The sequence below is a fragment of the Pirellulales bacterium genome (assembly GCA_035533075.1).
Lineage (GTDB): Bacteria > Planctomycetota > Planctomycetia > Pirellulales > JAICIG01 > DASSFG01.
Genome location: DATLUO010000138.1, coordinates 28,925 through 53,975, shown reverse-complemented (window position 1 = coordinate 53,975; position 25,051 = coordinate 28,925). Strand labels below are relative to the sequence as shown.

Genomic DNA, 25,051 nt, shown 5'->3' with positions numbered 1-25,051 from the left:
CCGCATCCTGTGCCCCACAACCATTGTACTGGGTGGCGTCAATTACGGCGATATGTCACAGACGTCGCGGGCGTAAGAGGCGACGAACCAGGCCAGGTCCTTGGGCTTGGCCAGCGGCGCCGCGTGCAGGCAGGCCCGTTTGACGAACTCCAGAAACTGCGGACCCCGCTCGTCGGCCGCGACGCGCGGGTGCGCGGCCTTCTGCCGCCAGAACTCCTGCTCGTTGGCCGCCAGGTGAAACGCTTCACGCGGCGTGGGCTTTCCGCCCGGACCGCGATCGACGATCACGAAGCTGCGCAGGTTCGTGACCAGCACGATGCCGTAGGTCTTCAGGTATCCGGCCACTTGTGGGCTGTCGGCGACGGCCATCGCGTCGGGCTTCGTTCCCTTGATCTCGATGGCGCCGCGGCTGGGGAGCTGCCCGGGCTTCGGCTGGCCGGCCGATTGCCGCTGAAACTGGTCGGCGGTATAGAGTCCGCCGTCGGGGATGCCGGCACCCAGGTTGCGCGGATGAAGGTTGCAGCGGACCTTGGGTTTCAGGGTGCGGCCGACGGCGTTGAAGAGATTGGCCAGGGCGGGGTAGTACGAGGTTTCTTCCACGGCCGCGCCGGTGGCGCGAATCTGGTTCAACTCGGTGAGATACTCCTGGAGCACACGCTGGACGGCGGTCGCCCCCTCGCCCGCCTGCGCGGCATCGTCGGCGCGCTTCGCCCGCTTGGCCATGATCTTCCCCGATGTGGTCGCGTGGTTATGGGATGAAGATAGCAGAGCGCGGGGCGGGTGGCCAGCAGGTGTGCGCATCGCTCTACCGCGCGCCGACTCAGGAGCCGTGCGTTCGTTGATAGGCCGAACGTGGGCCAGTTTGATGAGCGTCCGGCCAATCATTCTGGGCAGCGCCGCAGCCATCTCGATTGCGGCCACGACTACTGGCTCGCGCAGTTGGCCGCCGGCGAAACGGGCTTTGACATCGCCTTGGGCTTCGCGGCCAGCAAAAAACGCGAAGGTCTGCGGGCAAAGCAACCGCGCCCGCTGGGTCGAGTTGGTTCGCGGCGAGTTGCGGAATGCCGATCGACGACAGCGGCCAGGCGGCGGCGACGCACAACAATTCCGCCACGAGCACGTCTTGCTCGGCCACGGTGCGGGCCATGGTCAGCAGGTCGCGCAAATAGTGCAAAGCCAAGTCGGCCGAATAGATGGCGCCCGGTGAAAGCGGCGCCGGGCAGGCAATGCCCAACGCCTGCTTGACCGCCTGGCCGTCGAGCTTTCGATAGACGAGAAGCTGGCAACCTCGATACATGAGCGTCGCCGCCCAACGTGCAGCGTCGGGAACATATTCCGGGGCGGTGAGGGCCAACTCCTTACGTGCCCGTGCGTCGAAAACCAGCAGCAACTCATCGGCTTCGCCGGCATGGGTTTCCAGCGGCGCTTCTGGGTCGTCGACCGGTACGCGGCCGGTTTCATAGAGCGCATTGAGAAATGAAGGCAGGGCCAACGAAATCCCCTCCACCGGGCACGTGGCGCCGGGCGCCACCTGGCCCTGGCGATTTGATCTACCGATTGGCGGGCCTGGGGGGCCGGCGGGCGGCGCTCGTCTCGCCGGCTTCAGCCCATCGCTGCAACACTGCAAGCTGCTGCTGGGTGCGTTTTTGCCGCCATCGCCAGGCCCCGATCATGATGGACAAGATCACCAGCGTGGCCGCGCCTTTGGCCCACCAGCCAAGGCCGCTCGGTCCGAAAAAGATATAGGTCCAAACGACCCCCAAGCCAACGATGGCCGAGACCACGATCAGCCCGGCATAGGATTGTTGATTTTCGGGCGGTGCGCCCCGGTTTGCGTCGTTGGTTGACATGGACGGGCTCTACGAGGCCACGGGCGGAAAGAAATCAATCGCACGCCCATCCTTATCGTCGCAGACCCGGCGGCAAATCGCAAGCCGGGGCATCTACCGCCGCGACATGACGAACCGCCCCCGATCGTCCTGGGAGGTGTAATGGGCCACAAAGTCGGTCGGCGTGGCATGGCCCTGAAAGCGATACACGCCCAGCAGGCGGCCCAGGTCTTTTTGCCCGTGCAGGTCGAAATGATCGTCGTGCCGCACGGCGGTGAGCGTCATTTTGTATTGGAAGGGAATGACCTTGAAGAAGGTGCCGCGGAAACGGGCCTCGTAATGGCACGGGTCCTGGCGGCAGATGATGGCCTTCAAGTTGCCTTGGTGCCCGGTGCATTGGCTGTCCCAGCAACCTTGCCAACAGCCGCCCAGGTTGTCGCCGTGCGGCGCACACGCGCAGCATTGCCAATCGCGATGAAAGCCCGACACGATCGAGCAACCGCTCGACGAAACGAGCGCCACGCCAAGCATCAGTGCGGCCATCCTCATATCACGATTGATCGGAGGGCGGAACGACGCGGCTTGAATGAGGGGACCCGCGGGGCCGGTTGTATGGGCGGAGCGGTGGCGCTACCTGGGCATCGCCGCGACGTCAGCGGCGCGCTTGACAAGTTTGTCATAGCAGCTACTCCACCAGTGGCACCATGATTGACAGTCGCCGCCAAGTGGCCAACAATCAGATTATCTTGGCGATGGCGCATCGGCCGCCCTCAAAAGAAGGCAAAAATCCGCATCCGCCCCGCCATCAGGAGCGCGATACTATGCACCTTACCTCGTTGCCGCGGCCGCCCGACGTCGATGCGGACAACTTCTATCCCACTGGAGACGGTCGTCCCATGGCCGAAACCCCGGTCCATCGCCGCAACTTGACGACCATGATCGACGTCTTGGAACGCTGGTTCGCCGAAGACCCCCTGGCCTATGTGTCGGGCAACATGTTCATCTACTACGAGCCCGGCAACCGGCTGAAACACGTTTCGCCCGACGTCTTTGTGGTACTGGGCGTGCCCAAAGACAAAGAACGCGACGCGTACTTCGTCTGGTTGGAAGGCCGCGGCCCGGACTTGGTCATCGAGCTGACCAGCGCCACTACTCGCGGGGAAGACACCGGCGAGAAGAAGCGGATCTATCAGGACATTCTAGGGGTTCCGGAGTACATCTTGTTCGATCCCTACGGCGAATACCTCAAGCCGGCCCTGCAGGGCTTTCGGCTACAGCAGGGCAAATACGTCGAGATCGAAGCTGTCGACGGTCGGCTGCCCAGCGAAGTGCTAGGTTTGCAGTTCGAAGGCCACGGCAAGGAACTTCGGCTTTACGATCCGGCTGCGGGCCGCTGGCTTGCCACAGCGCCGGAGCGCGAGTTCCAGATCGAAGCCAAACTGGGCCAGACCGAAGCCAAACTGGGCCAGACCGAAGCCAGATTGGGCCAGACTGAAGCCAAATTGGGCCAGACCGAAGCCAAATTGGGCCAGAGCGAAGCCAAATTGGGCCAGACCGCGGCGGAGCTGGGCCAGACCGAAGTGAGACTTCGACAGACCGCCGCCGAGCGCGACCGCGCCACCGCCGAGAGAGAGAAACTGGAGAAAGAACTGGCTGAACTTCGACGGCGCGTGGGGGAGACGGAAACGTAAACGACCGTCGCGGCCAGCAACGGGTCGTTCGTAAGACATCGGCGACCGACTCGGCACAAACCTGGACACGTGTCGCTCTCTGCTTCGCCACCTACCGGCACGCTCACGCCTCGCCTGCCTCATTGTCGGCCGCCGAATTCTGCCGGTCTGACGTCGTCGCCGAGCAGCGGCCAACGGCTCTCGCGATCTCGCGGGCTGCCTTGCTTGGCTCGTCGTCCGACAGCACGGCACCGCTCACGGCGATGCGGGTAAAACCAGTCGCGAGAACGTCTCGCACATTGCTTTGATCGACGCCGCCAATGGCAAAGGCCGGCAAGCGGACCTCGGCTTGCACCGCACGCAGCAACTCGAGGCCGCGCAAATCGGCATCGGTGAAATGCTTGGTGCGCGATGCGAAGGTCGGGCCGACGCCGATATAGTTCGCGCCGTCGAGCACGGCCCGGCGAGCTTGTTCGAGCGAATGCGTCGAAACGCCCACCAGCATTCGCGGGCCGACAATCGCCCGGCATTCACGCACCGATAGTTCGTCTTGCCCGACGTGAACGCCGTCGGCATCGGCCAAGACCGCCAGGTCGGGGCGGTCGTTCATGACAAACAGCGTGGCCGTAGGGAGCGTCAACTCGCGCAGCCGACGAGCGCGGGCCAGCAGCTCCGCGTCGGCGAGCCGCTTGTCGCGAAGCTGCAACACATCGACCCCGGCTGCCACCAGTTCCCGCGCCAACTCGGTGTACGCGGCGAGGTCGCTGCGGCCGTCGATGAGGACATACAGCCGCGCGTCGGCCAGCCGGTCGAGGCCGAATGACGTTGTTGCCACGGCACGTTCGAGCGTGTAGCTGCGGTAGCGAAGCTGCTCGATCGATTGGGCCATCGCCGGGTCGAGCAGTTTGCCAAACTCCTCGATGCTGCGAAGCGATTCTTGCAAGCGTTTGAAATTCGCCGTGACGACGCTGGCCATGTCGGGCCGCTCGTGTTCGGCATCGGTCGAAACCGTCGTGCCCACGTCGCCCGTGGTGTCGCGCGAGGCCAGTAGCTCCGGCACTGCGAATCTCGACAGCGCGGCCGCCAAATCGTGCCGCAACTGCTTACAGTGGCGCATCAGGTGGCGGTCGTCCCAAATAAAGCGGACGAAATCCTCCACCACGCGCAGCCCCTCACGAGCACGATTCGCCGCCGCGTCGATGAGACGTAGTAGTCCGTGGTCCGTGGTCCGTTGTTTGTGGTCCGTGGTCCGTGGTCCATGGTCCGTGGCCAGCGGTCTATCGTCTGGCGTTAATTCGTCACCGGCTGCCGGCGCCACCTCATCGCAACTGACTACGGACCACGGACCACGGACCACGGACTGATACCCGTACAACCGGCAGATGTCAGCCGTCAGCCCGGCGGCGGTAAAACCTCGCTCCGCCAACCAATCGGCAGATTCGTTCTCCGCGGCAACCAGCCCCAACAGGAGATGCTCGGTGGCGAACTCAAGCGGACGCGAGAATTCGGCCAGGTGGCTGGCGGCCGCGGCCAAGGCAGCTTCGAGTTCGAACGATAAGCCCGCCTTGCTACCCGCGACATCGTGCGGCGTCAAAGACGGCCAGCGGGCCAAGACCGCGGCCGTGTCGATGCCGCGGGCGGCCAGCATTTCGGCCGCGCGCGACTCGGCCTCGGCCAGCAGGCCCAACAGCAGCTTGGGCGGCGAAATAACCTCGGATTCCGCGCCGTTGGCCCATCCGGCGGCCGCCGCCAGCGCGCGTTCGGCCGCTGCCGTAAACGGATAGTAGCTCCGCTGAATTTCCGCGTGCTGTTCTACGCTCCGACGATCCGCCACCATTTTACTCCCGCTGGTCTGAGATTGCCCTCATTGTGCTTTCGCATTTCCATCAGAGCAAATTCAGACGCCCAGAATCGCGACCGAGTCGGGCGGAAGCTCGATGCCCGTCTCGCGGATCTCGATCTGCGGCTCCGAAGCCAGCCGCAACGACCTGGGCCGATGCGAGCCGATCGGCACAAGCTGGCGGCGGTCGGCCAGGTTGCAAGCCACCGTGATGCCGCCTCGCTCGACGACCAGCCAGCGGGCCTGCTCGTCGAAGTCGACGCCCACCTCTTCCAGCCGGCCGTCGGTCAGACACGATTCGCGGCGGCGCAGGGCGATCAACTTCGTGTGCCAGTCGAGCAACTCCGCGTGCGGTGGGGAGTTCAACTCGTCCCATTTGAGCTTGGAATTCTCAAACGTCCCCGGATCTTGCGGATCGGGAATCTCTTCGGGCGACCAGCCAAAGGCCACGAACTCGCGTCGCCTCCCTTCGCGCACCGCTTGGGCCAGTTCCGGCTCCTCAAAGTCGGTGAAAAACTGGAAAGGCGAGGTCGTTCCCCATTCTTCGCCCTGAAACAGCATCGGCACGAAGGGCGACGTGAGCACCAGCGCGGCGCCGACCTTCAGCCGGCCACGGCTCATCAAGTGGCTGCTGCGGTCGCCGCGTGCCCGGTTGCCCGACTGGTCGTGGTTCTGCAAATAGCCGAGAAAGCGGTGACCGCTCAGTCCCCGTATCGCTTGGCCGTGCTGTCGTCGGCGAAACGCCGAATAACGGCCGGCATACACAAAACTCTGCCGCAGGGCGGTCGCCAGGTCTGAGATCGTGCCAAAGTCGGCGTAGTATCCGTCCCTTTCGCCGGTGAGCGCCGTGTGCAGCGCGTGGTGAAAATCGTCGCTCCATTGGGCGTCGTAACCGAAGCCGCCCGCCTCCCGGTTTCGCACCACGCGGGGATCGTTGAGGTCGCTTTCGGCGATCAGAACCAGGTGTCGGCCGAGATGGGCCGACAACGCCGACACCTCGGTGGCGAGCTGTTGCAAGAACGGAATCGCCGAGGTATCGACGATGGCATGGATGGCGTCGAGCCGCAACCCGTCGGCGTGATAGTCGCGAAGCCACATCAGGGCATTGTCGATGAAGAACCGCCGCACATCGTCGCTCCGCGGGCCGTCGAAGTTGACGGCTTTTCCCCAAGGCGTGAAGTGACGCTCGCTGAAATATGGGCCGAACTCCTCCAGGTAGTTTCCCGCGGGGCCCAGATGGTTGTAAACCACGTCGATCAGCACGGCCAGGCCCGCGCGGTGGCAGGCGGCCACCAGACGCTTCAGGCCTTCGGGACCGCCGTATCCGTGGTGGGCCGCGTAGATATCGACGCTGTCGTAGCCCCAGCCTCGCTTGCCCGGAAACTCGTGTACCGGCATCAACTCGACGTGCGTGACGCCCAGCCGCACCAGGTGCGGCAGCTTGTCGATGACCGCCTCAAAGGTCGCTTCGGACGTATAAGTGCCCACGTGCAATTCATAAACGACGGCGGACGGCAGCGGCGGCGATTGCCAGCGGGCGTCGTCCCACTTGAAGCTCGATTGGTCGATGATCCGCGACGGGCCGTGGATGCCCCGCGGCTGAGAGTGCGAGCGCGGATCGGGCCGCGGCGGGCCGCCGTCGAGGCAAAAGGCGTAGTCGGTGCCTACAGGCAACTCGGCCTGGGCCTGCCACCATCCGCCGCCGGTTTCCGTCATGGCAGAGCGTTTTCCGCCGGTTTCCAGCTCCACCTGTTTGGCGTCGGGCGCCCAAACGCGCAAGGCCATGATTACCTCTCTTTCGGTGCTGTATTGTTCGATCAAACTTCGGCAGGCCAGCACTTGTCGTACCTAGTTGGCGATAGAGGTGTAAATCGAGGTAAGATTGGTGGATGCACCTGCGCCTCCTGAACTTAACGGCCGTGTTGGCGATTGTCAGCACCCTTGCCGCACCACGCACGCTTGTGGCCGCCGACGAGCAGTCCAGCGAGGTTGTGACGACCGCGGGCGGACTCGTGGTCTCCGATTCGGCGCCGGCTTCCGACGTGGGCGCGGCGATTCTCGCTCAGGGCGGCAATGCGGTCGATGCGGCCGTGGCCACAGCCCTGGCGTTGGCCGTGACGTTGCCGGAAGCGGGCAACCTGGGCGGCGGCGGTTTCATGTTGATTTGCCCCGGCGACGGACGCGAGCCGGTGTGCATCGACTATCGCGAGACCGCGCCGGCCAAGGCCACGCCCGACATGTTCTCGCTTGCGGAAAGCCGCCTGGGACACAAGGTGGTCGGCGTGCCGGGCACGCTGCGCGGCCTGGAGCTGGCCCACCGTCGCTTTGGCAAGCTTGCGTGGCAGACGCTCGTCGGGCCCGCGGTCCATCTGGCCGAAGAAGGCTTTACGCTCGGCCCGCGGCTGGCGAAGGACCTCAACAATCTGCTCAAATCGTCGGCCGAGTTCGCCGAGCTGCGCCGCGTATTCGGCAAGCAGGGAGGCGCCGACGAATGGACGGCCGACGACCGGCTGCTGCAGCCCGAACTGGCTGCGACGCTGCGCCTGTTAGCCGGCCAAGGTCCACCGGCCTTCTATGAGGGACGGATCGCCGAACAGATTGTGGCCGAGATGGAGTCCGGCGGCGGGCTGATCGCGCGGGCCGATCTCGCCGCCTATCAGGCCAAAGAGCGCCGTCCGGTGCGCGGCAAATATCGCGGCTACGAGATTCTCGGCGCTCCGCCGCCCAGTTCCGGGGGCATGGCCACCATCGAGGCGCTCCAAATCCTCGAACCATTCGAGCTTCGTCAATACGACCGCGGCTCGTCGCGCGCCCAGCACCTGATCGTAGAAGCGCTGCGTCGCGCCTTCTGCGACCGGGCACGATGGCTGGGCGACCCCGACTTCGTCGAAGTGCCGGCCAATCTCATCACCAAAGAGCATGCCCGACAACGCGGCTCTGACATCGACCTGGCCCATGCCACGCCGAGCGCGCGGCTCGCGCCGGAGATCGAGCCGGCGGCGGAGGGAAACGACACGACGCATTTCTCGGTCATCGACGCCGACGGTATGGCGGTGGCCAACACTTACACGTTGGAACACAGCTATGGCTCGCGGGTGGTGGTGCATGGAGCGGGGTTTTTGTTGAACAACGAGATGACCGATTTCAACTGGCAGCCCGGCCGCACCGACCGCCTGGGACACATCGGCACGCCGCCCAACACCATCGCACCGGGCAAGCGGATGCTCAGCTCGCAATCGCCCACGATCGTGCTGCGCGACGGCCGCCCGGTGCTCGTCACCGGCAGTCCGGGCGGGCGGACGATCATCAGCACGGTCGTTTGCTTGCTCGTCAACTCGCTGGAATATGAAATGGACCTGCGGCAGGCCGTCGATGCCCCGCGGCTGCACCACGGCTGGTTTCCCGACGTGGTGCTCATTGAGGGTGCCGACAACCCGGCGTCGGTGCCCTTCTTGACCGAGCTTGCGGAACTCGGTCATCGCATCGAGCGCAAGCCTCATCGACAGGGCTCGGCCAATTCGATCCGGATCGACCTTGCCAGCGGCACGCGATATGGCGTCGCCGATCGCCGCCGCGGCGGAAAAGCGTCGGGCCAGTAATAAGGCGAACAACATTACAAAGCCGTCAAGTTGGTTGAAGCCCGCCGCGCAAAACGTTAAGATCGCGCGGCGGCTTGCACGGAAGACGCCCCTGGTGTGAGCGTGTCGCGCGACATTCGTCCGGGCGAATGGTTGCCGGGAGTTTTTTCATTCGGGAGTTTCGTGAGATGCCAGAAGGCAAAGTGAAGAAGATCGTGGCGGAAAAAGGGTTCGGTTTCATTGAAGCGGCGGACGGGCAGGACGTGTTCTTCCATCACTCCACCGTGACCGGCAAAGGTTTCGACAACCTGGCGCCGGGGCAGCGCGTGGAGTACGAGTTGGAAGCCGGCGGCGGCAAAGGCGGCAAAGGCCCGCGGGCCAGCTCCGTCAAGCCCATTCAGTAAGCGGTATCGCCGTAAGGATTATCCAGCCACGGATGAAACACCGATGAAACACGGATTAGAAACGACGAAAGTCAGTATTGAACAGGCACAACGACGATCGACGCCGCCCGAAAACGGAAGGTTGGCTGGCTTTGCGGCGGTGGCCAGAATCCGCCGGGCAGGCCACTTTCATTCTTTATCCGTGTTTCATCAGTGTTTCATCCGTGGCTAATTAGGTAAAAGGCCATGGAACTTCCACATCAAGATGTCACCGAAGCGATTATCGGGGCGGCGTTCGAGGTCTATAATGTGCTTGGATATGGCTTCTTGGAGGGAGTCTATTAGCGCGCGATGCAGGTGGAGTTGATACGGCGCGGGTTCGAGGCGCAAATCGAGGCCGAGATTCGCGTGATGTATAAGGGCGTTGAAGTCGGCTTCTACAAAGCCGATCTGTGGGTCAACCACTGCGTGATGGTCGAACTGAAAGCCGCCAAAGCCTACACCCAGGAAAATGAGCCCCAGCTCCTGAACGAACTGAAAGCGACCGGCGTCAAGGTCGGCTTGCTGATCAACTTTGGCAGAACCAAGGTCGAGTTCAAACGCTTTGTCTTTTAGCAGCCATCGACGAAACACCGCTCATTCTTTCAAGCCACGGATAAAACACAGATGAAACACGGATTGATCCTTGGCGAACGTCTACCCGCAGATCGTCGCCTTTGATTCTTTATTTATTTATCCGTGTTGCATCGGTGTTTCATCCGTGGCTGAGATCCGTCAGCGCCCGTGCCTCACGGTGTCGACGTTCAACAGCACGATCACCGCGCCTTCGATGCGGTTGTCGATCGTGCAATAGGGCCGCACGCGCAGCAAGTACCAAGTTCCCCGCACGTCGCGGATCTCCTCCTCGAGCGGCGCCACCTTCTCGATCACCTGCTGAATGCGCTGTTCCAGCTCGGGGTAGACGATGTTCGGCTTGATGTGCTGCATCGGCCGGCCCACGTCGCCGGGAATGAGATTGAACAGCTTCTCCGCGGCGGGCGTGAAACGGCGGATGCAGAGGCCGCGATCGACCATGATCACGGCCAGATCGACGCTGCTCAGCAGGTTGATCAGGTCGCTGTTCAGCAGGCTCAGTTCTTCGTTGCGGCTGTGCAGTTCGGCGTTCAGGGTGTTGAGCTCTTCATTGGTGCTTTGCAACTCTTCCTTGGCGGTGTCGAGCTCTTCGTTGGTGCTTTGCAGCTCCTCGTTGCTGGAAAGCACCTCTTCGTTGGCCGACTGCAGCTCCTCGTTGGTGATCTCCAGGTCCTGGATGGCCGACTGCAAGTATTTGCGCGTGGTCTCCAACTCGCGGCGAAGCTGTTCCAGATCGGCCGACGGTTTGACCGCGCTCGTGGCCTTGCGAGGCGCCGCGCGCGTCCGGCGGCCAGACGCGTCCGGCCGCCCGTCGGCGGTCATGTCCTCGAACAAGATCAGATAGTGGAGCGGTTCGTCGGGCATCGACACCGGCATGACTTGCAAATTGACGTCGCGGCCGTGGCCGTTGAAGTCGACGTGCAGGCCCTCTTTGCGGACCGACGATTGCGATTTGCGGGCCTCGGCCAGCGCTTCCTGCAACTCGTACAACAGGCCCGGCCGGACCATCTTCAGCACGTGCAAATCGGCCTCGCCCGGCGCGGGCTCGATAAAGTAGCCGGTTTGTCCGCGGAACTGCACGATCTCGAAGCGGTCGTTCACCAGCACGCCCGGCGGAGCGTACTTGTTCAACAAAAGCTGGCTCACTTCCTGCTGCACGCTGCGGCGCAGCAGGTGCTCGCCGGCCGGCGCGGGGGCGATGGAAGTCAGGCGGGGCGCGTGTTTGCCGTCGGTGAAGCTCAGCTCCAAGGGCGCCGGGGAAGCGGCCCGCTTGCTGTACAGTCTGTGTTTTTTATCGACCACCGCGAACAGGTCGCTGTGCAGCCCGACCGACTCGGCGCTGCCCAACATCAAAAAGCCGGTCGATTTGAGAGCGTAGTGAAAGGCCGCGAACAGCCGCTTCTGCAACGCCAGGTCGAGATAGATCAGCACGTTGCGGCAGACGATCAGGTCGAGCCGCGAAAACGGCGGATCGCGCGTCAGATCGTGCCGCGCGAAGACGCACATGTCGCGAATCTTCTTGTTGATGCGATACTTGCCGTCGACTTGCGTGAAATACCGCCGCAGCCGCTCCGGCGACACCGGCCGCACCACGGGCTCCGGATAAAGCCCGCCGCGGGCCAGCTCGATCTCCTGTTCGCCGACGTCGGTGGCGAAAATCTGCACCGACACGTCGTCGGCCTTGTCGGTCAAGAACTCCGAGAGCGCAATGGCGATGGAATAGGGTTCCTCGCCCGACGAACACCCCGGCACCCAAATGCGCACCGCATCGTCCGGCCGCCGCCCCTCGAACAGCTTGGGAAACGCCTTGTCGCTGAGCGTGGTGAACGAAGCCGGCTCGCGGAAGAAGAAGGTCACGTGAATCAGAATGTCGCGGTAAAGCTCGTTCACCTCCTGAGGCTGCTTCTGGAGACGCTCCAGGTAGTCGGCGGCGCTGGTCGTTTTTTGCAAGGCCATCCGCCGCAACAGCCGGCGTTCGATGGTGGGACGTTTGTAGTGCGCAAAGTCGATGCCGCTGGAGGTGCGCAACAGCGAGAAGATGCGCTGAAACTGCTCTTCACTGGGCCGCAGATCGGGGGTGGCCGCGCGCTCGTCGCTGAGCGCGATGTAGGGATGCTGCGCCAGTTCGACCAGGGAGCGGCCGATTTCCGCCGGCGAGAGCATGAAGTCGGCGTCGCCCGTGGCCATCGCCGCTCGGGGCATTTCATCGCGCTCGGCCGAACCTGGCAACTGACAAAAAGTGACGCCGCCCGCCTCCTTGATCTGCCTCAGGCCGATGGCGCCGTCGCTGCCCATGCCGGAGAGCACCACCCCGATGGCCCGTTCGCCCACGTCGGTGGCCAGCGAGATGAAGAAGCGGTCGATGGGCAAGAAGGCGCCTTCGCCGCCGCGCGGCGCCAGTGTGAAGCGGCCGTCGCGGACTTCGATGTACACGTCGGGCGGAATGATGTAGACGTGGCCGGTCTCGAGCGGCATGCCGTCCTCGGCCTGCGAGACTTGCATGGCCGTGGTCTTCGAGAGCAGCTCGGTGAGCATGCTCTTGTGGGTCGGCAACAGGTGCTGGATGAAGACGATGGCCAGCGGCGAGCCGGCCGGCAGGTTTTCGATCAGGCGTTGAAAGGCCTCGAATCCGCCCGCCGAGGCGCCGACCCCGACGATCGGCAGCGGATTGTTTTTTGGCTTGTCGGGCGGCGGCGATGTTTTTTTGGCCATGTGTCGGAAGGCTGTGGGCTTTGATGTAGGGTGGGACCAGCGAGCTTGCGAGCGCCGGCCCACCATCGTTCGGCGTCCCCTGACTAAATCTCTCCCCACTCTGGATCGTCCCAGCCCGGCGTTGGATCCGTCCCGCCCCAATCCAAATCATACTCGCCGGCGCCCGCAAACCGATGAAACGACGACCATTGCCAATCTCTGACGCGCGACGTGGCCGTGCTTGCGAGGGTTCCAATGAATATAATCCACGCACCGCTTCAGGTCGTGCTCATCGTCGACATCCCAACGCGGCGTCGGATCTCTGCGCGAGCCGCACGATCAGCGGGGCCATTTCCGAGGCCGGTATGATATGGTCAATTTGCGTGCCGCGCAGCGCACTGAGTGGCATATTGGGTATGGTGGCCTCTTCCGGATCTTGCACGATCGTGATGCCGCCCGACTGTTTGATGGCGGCCAGACCGTGACTCCCGTCGCCCAGGCTGCCGGAGAGTACTATGCCGGCCAGCCGCGGACCGTAGCAGCGGGCCGCGCTGCGAAACAGAGGGTCGAGCGCCGGTCGAAAGCCGTTTTCTCTCGGCCCCTGGCTCACGCGCAGCTTGCCGTCGTCGATCAACAGGTGCCGGTCGACGAGAGCGAAATAAATGCGACCGGGCAGGATCGCCTGTTCGTCGTCGGCGAACAGGCACGGCAAGGGTGTACGGCGCCCCACGATTTGCGGCAGTTTGCCGGGGCTGTCAGGCGACATGTGAATGGCGACGCATAGGGCGGCCGGCAGGTCCGCGGGCAAATCGCGCACCACTTTCAACAGCGCGGGCAGGCCCCCCGCCGAGCCGCCGATCACGATAAGGTCGATTTCTGGCAACGAACATGCTCCGGGCAAGGTTCTGGCTGTGCCCGAGAGGTCCTCGGTACTGCATCAAGGCATTGGGCAAATTCTACACCGTTGATGCCTTTTTCACCAGCAGCGCGCCGGCTCGCGAAGTCACTAAAGTCACGAACGCGAAGCTTGCACGTTTTAGTCGGCACGGTATACTGAACCTTGTTTGTCAACCTTGCCTCTTTTCTTTTTTATTCTGCCTCTCCTAGGTGACGGTTTGGCACAAGTAGCACAAGATGGAGCAGCAGCGATGGCGGTCGCCCCCATGCGAGTTCTTGTCGTCGACGACGATCGAGACACCACGGAATGTATGCGGCTGTTGATCCGACACTGGGGTCACGACGTCCACGTGGCCAACCAGGGAAGCACGGCCATCGAGCAAGCGCCCCTGATCAAACCCGACGTCATGCTCGTCGACCTGGGCATGCCGCAAATCGACGGATTGACCGTCGCCCGCAACGTTCGACTGGTGCCCGATCTGGCAACGACTTCGCTGGTGGCGTTGACCGGCTACGCCGATGAAGGTCATCGCCAACAGGCCCTGAAGGCGGGCTTCGACGAATTCCTGGTCAAGCCGTTGCGCGTCGAAGCGCTGCAGGCGCTGCTGGAACGCGTCCGTGCCCGCGTCGCCGACAGCCAGGAGAGAACGGCGCAAGCCCAAGAAGCCGCGGCCAAGAGCCGCCGGCTCACGGCCAAGTCGTCGCACTCAGCGGCCGAGCTGCCGGGCGACCCGGTTCCGGTACACATCCAGAAGTCGGGCATCAGCGACCTGATTTTGCTGGCCGACCGCGGCGCCGCCGAGTATCTGCGGCAATGGTTGCGGGAGCAATCCTGCCGCGTCGGTCCTGTGTTTGAGCCCCAGCCCGGCCAAGTCGCCTTCTACACGTATTCTCGCCGCCAAACGCGGTCTCTGCTGAGCGAACATCCCAAGGTCCGGCTCGATATTTGACTTCGCCGCAGGGTCCCTTATGATAGCAACTTGGGGATGCTATCGGCAATTCGAGCTTAGTGAAGAGGCACGTCCCATGATGCGGCACATCCAAGCATGTTCGGCGGCGGTACAATGCGGTAAACCGGGGCGCCTGGTTCTGCTCTGCGCGGCGGCCCTCGCCGCCGCCTGGGTCGCTTCCGTCCGCTATCAGGCCGCGACGGCTGCTGAAAAAAAGTCGACCGGGCGAGTCGCGGCGGCCGACGCCAAGAAAGAACTCGGCGGCAAGTCGTTGGGCGATAAGGGCGGCGGCGAGTTGAGCGACGCCGTTTCGACGAGCGGCACCAGCGACGCCGACATTATCGCCTACATCAACGAACAAATCCGCAAGGGCTGGAACGACGCGGAAGTCACCGCCTCGCCCGAGGCCACCGAGAACGAATGGTGCCGCCGCCTCTTTCTGGACGTGCTGGGCCGCATCCCGTCGGTCTCGGAACTGCAAGGCTTTCTGGCCGACAAGTCGAAGAATAAAAAGCAGGCCCTGGTCGACCGTCTGCTCGACAGCGACGAGTATGTGGAAGAGTACGCCCGAAACTGGATGACCCTCTGGACCAACATCCTCATCGGCCGCCCCAAGAACGCCCGTGACGAAGCCCGCGACTTGGTCGACCGCGACGGCATGCAGCAATATCTCCGCCGCAACTTTTTGACCAACAAGCCCTACGACAAAATGGTGTTTGAGCTGATCAGCGCCACCGGCTCGAACAAGCCGGGCGAAGACGGTTACAACGGCGCGGTCAACTTCGTGCTCGACAACCTGCAAGAGAACGCCACCACCGCCACCGCCAAGACCGCCCGATATTTCCTCGGCCTGCAGGTGCAATGCACGCAGTGCCACAATCATCCCTTCAACGACTGGAAGCAGGACCAGTTTTGGGGCATGAACGCCTTCTTCCGCCAGACCAAGGCCCTGCGCACCTTCCAAGGGCGCGAAATCGTGGCCGTCCGGTTGGAAAACGAAGATTTTCCCGGCGAGGGGGGCGACCCGCGGGAAGCCGAGATTTACTATGAACTGCGAAACGGCATCTTGCAGGTGGCCTATCCGACGTTCGTCGACGGCACCAAGATCAACCCCAGCGGTTACGCCGACGAGGTCAATCGCCGCCTGGAGCTGGCCAAGTTGGTGGTCAAATCGGAGTACCTGGGCAAGTCGATCGTCAACCGCATGTGGGCGCACTTCCTGGGCTATGGCTTTACCAAGCCGATCGACGACCTGGGGCCGCACAATGCGGCTTCACACCCTGATTTGCTGGAATATCTCGGCAAGCAATTCAGCGGGCACGGGCACGACCTGCGCCGGCTGATTCGCTGGATCGTGCTCAGCGAGCCTTACGCGTTATCGAGCAAGTACGGAGCGAGAATCGCCAAGAACAAGCAGGACGACCCGACGCTGGGCAACAAGCCGCTGTTCAGTCATTTTTATGTGCGGCAGATGCAGGCCGAAGAACTTTACGAATCGTTGCTGGTCGCCACCGAGGCGCACAAGACCAAGGGCAGCTTCCAGGAGCAAGAGAAGACCAAGGGCGACTGGCTGCGGCAGTTCACGATCGCGTTCGGCACCGACGAAGGCGACGAGACGACGACCTTCAACGGTACGATCCCGCAGACGTTGATGATGATGAACGGCGATCTGATCAAGAAGGCCACCAGCCTGGAGAAGGGCGGCTTCTTGCACAAGATGATCGCGGGCAGCATGAAGCCGCACTCACGAATCGACTATCTGTATGAAGCGGCCTTGGCCCGCAAGCCGTCGAAGCAAGAGATGACGATTGCCAACCAGTTGTTGGCATTGCGCGGCGGCGATCCGGCCGCGGCGATGCAGGATGTCTGGTGGGCGGTGCTGAATAGCAACGAGTTTATTCTGAACCACTAGCCCGTAGCCCCGTAGCCCGCTTGCTCCGCAAGCGGAAAGGCCTAGCGTTGCTAATTGGTTTACATTTGGGGCGATCGTTGCAGTTTCGTCGGTAGGGTGGGACCAGCGAGCTTGCGAGCGCCGGCCCACCGGGATCGCGGTCTATGATGGTGGGCCGGCGCTCGCAAGCTCGCTGGTCCCACCCTACGCCCAAATCCTACCAGCCCGCCTTGATCGCCAGTCCGCACGACAAAACCACCAGCCCGGCCAGCGCGTGGCTGTAGCGGTCGAGCTTGGCGAACTTGAGCGCACCGACCCCGCTCGAAAGCGCGACGACCATGCCGGTCATCGTGGCCAAGGTGGTCAGCGCGAAGAGCGCGGTCACGCAGGCCACGCTGAACAGGTCGGCTTTGGCCGCCGGATAGATCAAGAGCGGAATCAGCGGCTCGCAGGGACCGAAGGCGAAAATCGCAAACAGCACCCACGGCGTCAGCGAGGGGGAGGCGGCATGCGCGTGCAGGTGCTCGGCTGAATGGGCGTGCTCATGGTCATGCACGGTCCCGTCGAGATGGGCGTGCAAGTGCGCGTGAGACCGGCTGCGGACCGCTTGCACCAGGCCCCACACCGAGTAAGCCACTCCGAATCCGATCAGCAGCCAGCCCGCCACGTTGCCGCGGCGGCCTTCAATCTCTTCCAACTGAAACACGATCAGCCCCAGGGCCAGTCCGATAAAACCGAGCAGCACCGAGCTGCCGACGTGTGCCAGGCCGCAGAGCAAGGTGACGACCAGCGTTTTGCGCCGGCTCCAGCCGCCGAGGCGCGACATGGCCACAAACGGCACGTAATGGTCGGGTCCCAGCAGCGTGTGGAAAAACCCGATCGATACGGCGGCGACGCTCAAGGCGCCCAGGTCGGCGTTCATAAGTGGGAGGTTCGTCTGGCGGGCGTGGTTCAAGGCACTTGCCAAGCGTAGCACGAAGGGGGAAAGACCGCTACCGTTGACACGCGCCACTGGCCCACCTAGCCTGGAGCGGGCAAAATGATTTTGGATTTTGGATTTTGGATTTTGGATTCCGCACAATCCAAAATCCAAAATTGCGGGGAGCTCGCTGGTCCCACCCTACCAATTCCACACGATCATGCAAACGCAGCACGACGGCGACGATGCTTTAAGACTGCCGTCGTTTCGCGCGCTGTACCTGCTGACGGCCGCGGTCGGGCTGCTGGTGTCGGGCGATCTGCTCTTCGCCTGGCTGGGCTACGCAAACCTCCGCAATCCCTGGGGAGTCAACCTTGCCCTTGTCGCCGCGGTGCTGGGCGGCGCGCGGATCGTCTATGCGTCGCTGGCCGGCCTCATTGAGGGCCATGTTGGGGCCGATTTGGCCCTGGCCATCGCTCTGCTGGCGTCGCTGGCGCTCAAAGAATACTGGGTCGGCGCCGAGGTGGTGCTGATCGCCATGATCGGGGAATCGCTGGAAGCGATTACGTTTGCCCGGACGCATCGCGAGCTGGAACGCTTTTTGGAGCTTCGGCCGCGGCGGGTGCGGGTCCGGCGCGGCGACGAACAGGTCGAGCTGCCGGTCGAGTCGCTGGCGATCGGCGATATTGTGGTGGTGCGGCCCGGAGAGCGGATCGCCGTGGATGGCGCCGTGCTGGCGGGCCGGTCGGCGGTCGATGAAAGCACGCTCACCGGCGAGAGCATGCCCGCCGACAAGGCGGAAGGCGACGCGGTTTACGCCGGCACGCTCAACCAGTTCGGTGCGCTGGAGATTCGCACCGACGCCGTGGGCGACGCCACCACGCTCGGTCAGGTGATCCGCATCGTCGCGGCGGCGCAGCGAGACAAGGCGCGCGTCGAGCGGATCGCCGATCGGCTGGCCCGCTGGTTTCTGCCGTTCGTGCTTGTCTGCGCCGCGGCCACCTTCGCGGCCACCAATCGGCTGGCGCTTTCGCAAGCGATCTGGCCCGCGCTCGATCGTTGGAACTGGATGCCGACGTTGGCGGTGCTGGTCGTGGCCTGCCCCTGCGCGTTGGTGTTGGCGACCCCGGCGGCGATGATGGCCGCGGTCGCCTGGCTGGCGCGGCGCGGAGTGCTGATCAAAGGCGGGGCGGCACTGGAACGCCTGGCAGCGGTCCGTCGCATCGCCTTCGACAAGACCGGCACGTTGACCACCGGCAAGCTCGTGCTAGGCGAATGCTTACCTTTAGCCGGCCGCACGCCGGATGAGATTCTGCGGGCGGCCGCGGCGGCCGAGCAAACGAGCGAGCACCTGATCGCGCGGGTGCTCGTGGCGGCGGCAAAAGAGCGAGGAATAAGCTTGCCCGCCGTGGGTGAATTCGAGGCTCTGCCCGGCGCCGGCGTGGCGGCCCGCCTACTCGCCGACTCTGCGGCAAGTGTTGTCGTCGGTAACCGCCGTCTGATGTGCGACCGCGAGATCGAATTGCCCGACGAAGTCGAGGGACTGATTGCGAGGCTCGAAGCAGCCGGCCAGACGCCGCTGTTGGTGGCCATCGACGGCAAACTGGCCGGGGCGATTGGCGTGCGCGACGCGGTGCGGCCCGAAGCGGCCGGCGTGCTGGCCGAGCTGCGGGCGATGGGCATCGACGAGGTCGTGCTCTTGACGGGCGACCGGCCGCGCACGACCGCCGAGATCGCGCGGCAACTTGGCATCGAGCGCTGGCAGGCGGAGTTGCGGCCTGATGAGAAGGCGCAGTGGCTGGCCGGCTGGCGCGCGGAGCGCGGCGCGGGCCGGCCGTCGGATGAAGCCGCCGTGGCGATGGTCGGCGACGGCGTGAACGACGCCCCGGCGCTGGCCAGGGCCGACGTGGGCCTGGCGATTGCCGGGGCGGGCAGCGATCTGGCCGCCGAGGCGGGCGACCTGGTCTTGATGGGCGACCCGTTGGCCTCGTTGCCGGCCACGCTTCGGCTGGCCCGCGAAACGGTGCGCGTCATCCGGCAGAACATCGTGCTGTTCGCGTTCTTCGTCAACTTGCTGGGCATCGCGCTCACGGCCTGGATCATGCCTACCTGGTCGCAGGCCTGGCTCAGACGCGCCCCGGTGGCCGCGGCCATTTTTCACCAGTGCGGCTCGCTGCTGGTGCTCGTCAATTCAATGCGGCTCATCTGGTTCGACCGCTGGCAAGCGAGCTGGTTCGGTCGCATCGAGTCGCTGCTGGCCCGTGGCTGCGCCGGCTTCGGCCGGCAGTTCGAGCCTCTCGTTCGGGCATGCGAAGCGTTGTGGTGGTGGCGATGGCTGCTGTTGCGGGCCGCCCTGTTGTTGGCGGTCGTGGCGTACCTGGCCCAGATCGTCGTGTTCGTCGGCCCCGACGAAGTGGCGGTCGTGCGGCGTTTTGGCCGCTTTCGCGCGGCGCTGGGGCCGGGCCCGCACCTGCGCCTGCCGCCGCCTTGGGACACGATCGTCAAAGACCGCCCGGCACGGGTGCGGACGATTGAAGTCGGCTTGCAAAGCACGCGCGCGGCCGAGGCGGGCGCGAAGCAGGCGATCGAGTGGAACACGCCCCACGGCGTCCGACGCAGCGACGACGAGGCGATTGCCCTGACCGGCGACCAGAGCCTGGTCGAGGTCGGCGCCGCGGTGCAATATCGCATCGACGACGTGCGTGCCTGGCACTTTGCCGCGCGAGATCCGCAGAACTTGTTGCAGGTCGCGGCCCAGAGCGTCGTTCGCGAAGTGCTGGCCGAGAGGCCGCTGTTGAACAGTGGCGCCAAGGGAAACCGCGAACCGGCCGAGATCCTGACCACCGGCCGGGCCGATTTGGAACGCGAGATCGGGCGGCGGCTGCAAGCGGAACTCGACCGGCTGGGCTGCGGCGTTAGGCTACTCGACGACGGCGTCTGCCTGGTTGACGTGCATCCGCCGCTGGCCGTCGTGGATGCCTTTCGCGACGTCTCGCGGGCGTTCAAGGAGCGCGAGCGGCGCAAGAACGAGGCCGATGCTTTCCTGCGAGATCGCGTGATCAAGGCGGGCGGGTTGGCGGCGTGGCGCGAGCTGGTCCGTGACGAGGGCGAACTGACCGACGAGCGCTGGGCGGGGCTGCAAGCCGACCTTGCCGGTGAGGCGGCCGGCGAACTTGCCGCGGCCCAGGCGGCGGCCCACGAACAGCAGGAATTAGCCGCCGGCGACGCGGCAAGTTTTCTCGAAGTGCAAGCCAGTCACGCGGCCAATCCGCGGCTCACCGAGTGGCGCATGCTGTATGAAACATTGTCCGCCGCCCTGGCCGGCAAGCGCAAAATGATCTTCGACGCCCGCACGGGCAGCCGCCGCCATCTCTTCCTCGGAAGCCAACCCGCTCCGCCTTCGCCGGCCATCCCGATCATTGCCTCGCCGGCCCGCGACGAAGAAGATTGATCAACTGGCAAGTACAGTTCCGTATCGCCGGCGACGAAGTGATTATCGAGCGCGTCGGCCACCACGACGGCTTTTATGACTGAGAGTGAAGCATGTTGGCTACCAGGCTGCCATCAAACACGACCGGCACCGTGTCGCCTGTTCGATAGAACTGGCTGGCCGCGTACTCGGCGGCGGCGTCACCGCCGGACGGCTGACGGTAGACTTCAATCCGGCGGTCCACCAGATTAACCACCCAATAAACCGGCACGTTTGCGTTGGCGTAAATTCTCGCTTTATCGTGCTGATCGCGCGCCAGCGAAGTATCGGCGACTTCGATCAGCAAGCCCACGTCCGCGGCGAAGGGATGGTGACCCTCATAGTCCGCCGACGATCCGCGGACGATCGCAAAATCGGGTTCCGGCTCGCTGTCGCTTAACGTGATCGCCGATTGCACTCGCAAATCCCAGCCGGCCGGCAGCGACCTCAGCAGCGGCCGCAACATTCGTTGAATCGTGCTGTCGTGAGGCGGTTTGTGCGGCATCTTCAACACCACGTAGTGCTCGAGTAACTCCACTCGGTCTTCCGACGTGAGCGCGCCCGCGGCGATCATGCACTGATAGCTTGCCACCGAGAAACGGGCAACTGAAGCGTCGTGGCCGTAGGTCAGGGGTGTTGCCGCGATGGCCATATTACAGCATTGGGCGAGGGACAACTCAAGACTGGAGTATAAACTCCATTGTTCGTCGAGCGTCGGACCGCTGTCAAGCGTGCCGAATAGCAAATGGTTTGTGTATCAATCCCGGCGGTTCGACGAAAGTCGCTACGAAGCCAGCCGTGCCGGCCCAGGACACCTCCGGCGGCGACGTGGCTAAATCGGGCCAGGCGTTGCGCTACCGCGATCGATCGGCGACCACGGCGGCCGGAACTTGACGCAACCCCACGGCCGCCTCGGTCGATTGGCTGGCCAGCGGCGTGGGAACCAGGCCGACGAGCACGACTAAGAGCGCACACAACGCGGCGGCGAAGGCGGCGCCGCGGCCGCCCAGGCTCACGGGCGTGGTCTGCGGCGCGCGGAAATAGAGGGCCGCCACCACACGCAAATAATAGCCCGCCGCGATCGTCGCGTTGAGCACCCCGATCACGGCCAGGGCCAGAAACCAGGTCCGCACATGCGGGTCGGCCAGGCCGGCCTCGTTCAAAGTCAAAGCGCTGCCGAAGATCAGGAATTTGCCCGTGAAGCCGGCCAGCGGCGGTATGCCCATCAGGCTGAAGAGAAACACGGCCAGGAAAAGGGCCGTGAGCGGATTCGAACGGGCCAGCCCGGCCAGCTCGTCGACGGTGTCAACCTGCTTGCCTTGCCCGCCCAAGTAAGTCAGCGCGGCGAACGTGCCCGCGGTCGCCAAGGAGTAAACAGCCAGGTAGAAGAACATGGCGCCGATGCCGTCCAGCGTAACGCCCCCGTCCGCAGTGGGAGCGGCAGCCAGTCCCACGGAAAGGCCGATCAGCATGTAGCCGCTGTGCGCGATCGACGAGTAAGCAAGCAGGCGGCGGATGTTGTCTTGCCACAGGCCGAGTAAGTTGCCCAAGGTCATTGTGAGCACCGAGAGCACCAGCGCGATGCGCCAGCCGTAGCTCTCCAGGCCCGGCATGGCGGCCACGATCCGGGCCAGCACCACAAAGCCGGCGATCTTCGGCAGCACGGCCAGCACGCCCGCGTTGCCGTTGGTCGTGGCCTGGTAAACGTCCGGAGCGTAAAAATGGAACGGCACCGCCGTGATCTTGAAGCCGATGCCGGCAAACAGCAGCACCAGCGCGATGACGGCCAGCGAAGTCAGCCCCGTCGGCTCGTCGGGCTGCGACGCCAACGCCGACTGCACGGCGGCCAGATCGGTCGAGCCGCCGATGCCATACAGAAAGCTGAAGCCGTACAGCGTCAGCGCCGACGACAAGATGCTGAGGAAGAAATACTTCACGGCCGCTTCGGGCGACGAAGCGTCGCGCCGGCCCAGATAGAGCAGCACATAGGTCGGAATGGAGATCAATTCGATGCCCAGAAACAAGAGCACCAGGTCGCGCGTGGTCGCCACCAGCATCGCGCCGGAGACGGCCAAAAGCAGCGTTCCGATCAACTCCGGCTCCTGCGCATCGTCGTCGGGGTGCGACGAGAGCAGCACTAGCACGAATCCCACCACCAACGCCAGCCAGCGAATGTACTGCCCGAGGGCATCGATGCGGCCCGACAGGTCGAGGGCCAGCGTGCCCGCTGAGCTTGCGGCCGCGGACGGTCCCTCGCCGCCAAAACCTTGGCTCGCCAGCGCCACGGCCGACAGCACCATTGCCGTGGCGGCCACGACCGCCCAGACGCGCCGAACGGTCACGAAGGCGCCCACCACATAGATGAGCGAAGCGACGACAATCAGGATCGCTTCGGGCAGTAGGCGATAGATGGTCTCACTCGACACGGGCAACTTCTCCTCTGTGTTCCGTTTCGGGCCTTGCGCCGACAGGCTCTCTGTAGGGAACGCCCTCCGTGGCGTTCCGTGAACCGCCAGACGACGTCAACTTGTGATTCACGGAGCGCCACGGAGGGCGTTCCCTACAGACCATCGCGTAGGGCGGGGACAGCGAGCTTGCGAGCGCCGGCCCATCATCATCGACGTTGCTATCGGTGGGATCAACGTCGCTATCGGTGGGCCGGCGCTCGCAAGCTCGCTGGTCCCACCCTACACGGAATGATTTCGCGACGACAACGGGACGCTCCTCGATCTCCTGATATCGCTGGTTGAACGACGGAACCGTAACGGCCAGCACCTTGTCGAGGTCACGCTCCATCGGCCGCAGGAAATGCTGCGGAAAGAGGCCAATCCAGAACACGAACACCAACAGCGGCGCCAGGGCCAGCACTTCGCGCGGCGACATGTCGCGGACCGGCGGCCCTTCGTGATGGGCCGGCTCTCGCAGCCGATTGAAGAACACCCGCTCGAACAGCCACAGCATGTACCAGGCCCCCAGCACCACCCCCGACACCGCCAGCACCGCGATCACCAGCCACTGCGTGGCGTAAATCACCGGCGCTTCGGCATAACCCCGTTGAAACATGCCCAGCAGGATGAGAAACTCCCCCGCAAAACCGTTCATGCCGGGCAGACCGATGCTCGATAGCGTGAACAGGCCCATGAACGTCGCCAACAGCGGCAGCCGGCGGGCCAGGCCGCCCAGGTCGGCGATCTCGCGGGTGTGATAACGCTCGTAAACCATGCCCACCAACGCGAACAGTCCGCCGGTGGAAAGGCCGTGGTTGACCATCTGCAGCACGCCGCCGTAGAGGGCCGGCTTGTTCAGCGCGAACGTGCCCAACATGCAAAAGCCGAGGTGGCTGACGCTGGAATAGGCGATCAGTTTCTTGATGTTGGTCTGGGCCAGCGCCAGCAGGGCGCCGTAGACGATGCCCGCCACCGAAAGCCACAACAGCCAGGGGATGCAGAACGCGGTGGCATCGGGCAGCAGCGGCAGATTGAACCGCAAGAAGCCGTAGCCGCCGATCTTCAGCAGGATGCCGGCCAGAATCACGCTGCCGGCCGTGGGCGCCTCGGTGTGGGCCAGCGGCAGCCAGGTGTGCAGCGGAAAGAGCGGCACCTTGATGGCGAAGCCGGCGAACAGCGCCAGGAACATCAACAACTGCGGGTAGAACGGTATCGGCTGGGCCGCGAGGTTCTGTTGCAGCGTCTGGATGGAAAACGTCATCACGCGGGGCTCGGCGTGGTAATAGTTCCAGAGCACGATCGCCACCAGACCCAGGAACGTCAGCAGGCTGCCGCCGAGCGTGAAGAGAAAGAACTTGATGGCCGCATAGCGGCGGTCGGAGCTTCCCCAGATGCCAATCAGGAAGAAGAGCGGTATGAGCGTGAACTCGAAAAACACGTAGAACAAGATGATGTCGCGCGCGGCGAACACGCCCAACATGCCTGTTTCGAGCAGCAACAGCAGCGAATAGAACGCGGGCGCCCGGTCGTCGATCGCTTCCCAGCTCACCAGGATCGCGGTGAGGGTAAGCAGTGCGCTGAGCCCAAAGAACCACAGACCGATTCCGTCGAGCCCCAGGCTGAAACGAATGTCGATGGGATCCGACGAGAACCAGGGCCAATCGATGCCATCGGTTGCCGCAGGGTCGAACTGCAGTACCACGGCGGCCGCCAGGCCCAGCGTGGCGAGCGACACCGCCAGCGCGATGCGCCGGGCAAGGACTTTGCCCGCCTCGGACAGCACCCAAATGAGCGCGGCCCCGGCGAGAGGGAGGAAGATGGTGAGCAATAAAAGTGTGGGCATGTAAAGCGTCG

At 64.0% G+C, this 25,051-nt stretch carries 18 protein-coding genes and 1 pseudogene; 7 read left to right on the top strand and 12 right to left on the bottom strand.

Annotated features, from left to right (window positions below):
- Positions 1-42 precede the first annotated feature (42 nt).
- From VNH11_17655 to VNH11_17640, 4 genes are all read right to left on the bottom strand, one after another.
- Entirely contained in the window at positions 43-723 is a 681-nt protein-coding gene (locus VNH11_17655) for a hypothetical protein (protein HVA48195.1), read from the bottom strand.
- 97 nt (positions 724-820) lie between these two features.
- Entirely contained in the window at positions 821-1,492 is a 672-nt protein-coding gene (locus VNH11_17650) for a hypothetical protein (protein ID HVA48194.1), read from the bottom strand.
- Between the two features lie 58 nt (positions 1,493-1,550).
- Positions 1,551-1,850 carry a hypothetical protein gene (locus VNH11_17645; protein HVA48193.1) on the bottom strand — a complete coding sequence of 100 codons (300 nt, stop codon included), beginning with the start codon at positions 1,848-1,850 and terminating at the stop codon, positions 1,551-1,553.
- A 93-nt stretch (positions 1,851-1,943) separates the two neighbouring features.
- On the bottom strand, positions 1,944-2,378 hold the full coding sequence (locus VNH11_17640; GenBank protein ID HVA48192.1) for a hypothetical protein: 435 nt from the start codon (positions 2,376-2,378) through the stop codon (positions 1,944-1,946).
- A gap of 272 nt (positions 2,379-2,650) precedes the next feature.
- On the opposite strand from VNH11_17640, the gene VNH11_17635 reads away from it, so the two are divergent.
- Positions 2,651-3,520: a Uma2 family endonuclease gene (locus tag VNH11_17635; protein ID HVA48191.1), complete on the top strand. Its 870-nt coding sequence runs from the start codon at positions 2,651-2,653 to the stop codon at positions 3,518-3,520.
- Between the two features lie 103 nt (positions 3,521-3,623).
- Here the strand turns inward: VNH11_17635 and VNH11_17630 are convergent, their stop codons facing one another.
- The gene (locus VNH11_17630) at positions 3,624-5,336 is read right to left on the bottom strand and encodes a thiamine phosphate synthase (protein ID HVA48190.1); all 1,713 of its coding nucleotides are present in this window, start codon (positions 5,334-5,336) and stop codon (positions 3,624-3,626) included.
- Positions 5,337-5,396: 60 nt separating this feature from the next.
- Positions 5,397-7,124 carry a malto-oligosyltrehalose trehalohydrolase gene (gene treZ / locus VNH11_17625; protein ID HVA48189.1) on the bottom strand — a complete coding sequence of 576 codons (1,728 nt, stop codon included), beginning with the start codon at positions 7,122-7,124 and terminating at the stop codon, positions 5,397-5,399.
- Between the two features lie 104 nt (positions 7,125-7,228).
- On the opposite strand from treZ, the gene ggt reads away from it, so the two are divergent.
- The 3 genes and pseudogenes from ggt (at position 7,229) to VNH11_17610 (ending at position 9,915) form a co-directional block, all read left to right on the top strand.
- The gene (ggt, locus tag VNH11_17620) at positions 7,229-8,938 is read left to right on the top strand and encodes a gamma-glutamyltransferase (protein HVA48188.1); all 1,710 of its coding nucleotides are present in this window, start codon (positions 7,229-7,231) and stop codon (positions 8,936-8,938) included.
- Between the two features lie 167 nt (positions 8,939-9,105).
- A complete protein-coding gene (locus VNH11_17615) occupies positions 9,106-9,321 on the top strand; it encodes a cold shock domain-containing protein (GenBank protein HVA48187.1) in 216 nt (71 codons plus the stop codon).
- A 225-nt stretch (positions 9,322-9,546) separates the two neighbouring features.
- Positions 9,547-9,915, top strand: a pseudogene (locus tag VNH11_17610) (GxxExxY protein).
- A 159-nt stretch (positions 9,916-10,074) separates the two neighbouring features.
- Here the strand turns inward: VNH11_17610 and VNH11_17605 are convergent.
- Together VNH11_17605 and VNH11_17600 are read right to left on the bottom strand one after the other, a co-directional pair.
- Positions 10,075-12,645, bottom strand: a complete 2,571-nt coding sequence (locus VNH11_17605; protein HVA48186.1) for a chemotaxis protein CheB — start codon at positions 12,643-12,645, stop codon at positions 10,075-10,077.
- 268 nt (positions 12,646-12,913) lie between these two features.
- Positions 12,914-13,507 (bottom strand): chemotaxis protein CheB, encoded by a 594-nt coding sequence (locus tag VNH11_17600; GenBank protein ID HVA48185.1) that lies wholly within the window; start codon positions 13,505-13,507, stop codon positions 12,914-12,916.
- A gap of 265 nt (positions 13,508-13,772) precedes the next feature.
- Between VNH11_17600 and VNH11_17595 the strand changes: the two genes are divergently transcribed.
- Complete coding sequence (locus tag VNH11_17595) at positions 13,773-14,471, top strand: response regulator (GenBank protein ID HVA48184.1); 699 nt, start codon at positions 13,773-13,775, stop codon at positions 14,469-14,471.
- Between the two features lie 76 nt (positions 14,472-14,547).
- On the top strand, positions 14,548-16,383 hold the full coding sequence (locus VNH11_17590) for a DUF1549 domain-containing protein (protein ID HVA48183.1): 1,836 nt from the start codon (positions 14,548-14,550) through the stop codon (positions 16,381-16,383).
- 196 nt (positions 16,384-16,579) lie between these two features.
- Here VNH11_17590 and VNH11_17585 read toward each other — a convergent pair whose 3' ends face one another.
- Positions 16,580-17,284 (bottom strand): sulfite exporter TauE/SafE family protein, encoded by a 705-nt coding sequence (locus VNH11_17585; GenBank protein ID HVA48182.1) that lies wholly within the window; start codon positions 17,282-17,284, stop codon positions 16,580-16,582.
- Positions 17,285-17,414: 130 nt separating this feature from the next.
- Between VNH11_17585 and VNH11_17580 the strand changes: the two genes are divergently transcribed.
- A complete protein-coding gene (locus VNH11_17580) occupies positions 17,415-20,732 on the top strand; it encodes a cation-translocating P-type ATPase family protein (GenBank protein ID HVA48181.1) in 3,318 nt (1,105 codons plus the stop codon).
- 73 nt (positions 20,733-20,805) lie between these two features.
- Here the strand turns inward: VNH11_17580 and VNH11_17575 are convergent, their stop codons facing one another.
- The 3 genes from VNH11_17575 to VNH11_17565 form a co-directional block, all read right to left on the bottom strand.
- Positions 20,806-21,402, bottom strand: a complete 597-nt coding sequence (locus VNH11_17575; protein HVA48180.1) for a Uma2 family endonuclease — start codon at positions 21,400-21,402, stop codon at positions 20,806-20,808.
- 202 nt (positions 21,403-21,604) lie between these two features.
- A complete protein-coding gene (locus VNH11_17570; protein ID HVA48179.1) occupies positions 21,605-23,176 on the bottom strand; it encodes an NADH-quinone oxidoreductase subunit N in 1,572 nt (523 codons plus the stop codon).
- Complete coding sequence (locus VNH11_17565) at positions 23,166-25,040, bottom strand: NADH-quinone oxidoreductase subunit M (protein ID HVA48178.1); 1,875 nt, start codon at positions 25,038-25,040, stop codon at positions 23,166-23,168. Before VNH11_17565 ends, VNH11_17570 begins: the two co-directional genes overlap by 11 nt.
- Positions 25,041-25,051: the final 11 nt, after the last annotated feature.

Bases quoted from the DNA above. Each gene is read 5' to 3' on its own strand.
- VNH11_17615 (HVA48187.1), top strand. From the start codon at position 9,106: ATGCCAGAAGGCAAAGTGAAGAAGATCGTGGCGGAAAAAGGGTTCGGT.
- VNH11_17635 (HVA48191.1), top strand. From the start codon at position 2,651: ATGCACCTTACCTCGTTGCCGCGGCCGCCCGACGTCGATGCGGACAAC.
- VNH11_17630 (HVA48190.1), bottom strand. From the start codon at position 5,336: ATGGTGGCGGATCGTCGGAGCGTAGAACAGCACGCGGAAATTCAGCGG.
- VNH11_17595 (HVA48184.1), top strand. From the start codon at position 13,773: ATGGCGGTCGCCCCCATGCGAGTTCTTGTCGTCGACGACGATCGAGAC.
- VNH11_17565 (HVA48178.1), bottom strand. From the start codon at position 25,040: ATGCCCACACTTTTATTGCTCACCATCTTCCTCCCTCTCGCCGGGGCC.
- VNH11_17645 (HVA48193.1), bottom strand. From the start codon at position 1,850: ATGTCAACCAACGACGCAAACCGGGGCGCACCGCCCGAAAATCAACAA.
- treZ (HVA48189.1), bottom strand. From the start codon at position 7,124: ATGGCCTTGCGCGTTTGGGCGCCCGACGCCAAACAGGTGGAGCTGGAA.
- VNH11_17640 (HVA48192.1), bottom strand. From the start codon at position 2,378: ATGAGGATGGCCGCACTGATGCTTGGCGTGGCGCTCGTTTCGTCGAGC.
- VNH11_17590 (HVA48183.1), top strand. From the start codon at position 14,548: ATGATGCGGCACATCCAAGCATGTTCGGCGGCGGTACAATGCGGTAAA.
- VNH11_17605 (HVA48186.1), bottom strand. From the start codon at position 12,645: ATGGCCAAAAAAACATCGCCGCCGCCCGACAAGCCAAAAAACAATCCG.
- VNH11_17585 (HVA48182.1), bottom strand. From the start codon at position 17,284: ATGAACGCCGACCTGGGCGCCTTGAGCGTCGCCGCCGTATCGATCGGG.
- ggt (HVA48188.1), top strand. From the start codon at position 7,229: ATGCACCTGCGCCTCCTGAACTTAACGGCCGTGTTGGCGATTGTCAGC.
- VNH11_17655 (HVA48195.1), bottom strand. From the start codon at position 723: ATGGCCAAGCGGGCGAAGCGCGCCGACGATGCCGCGCAGGCGGGCGAG.
- VNH11_17575 (HVA48180.1), bottom strand. From the start codon at position 21,402: ATGGCCATCGCGGCAACACCCCTGACCTACGGCCACGACGCTTCAGTT.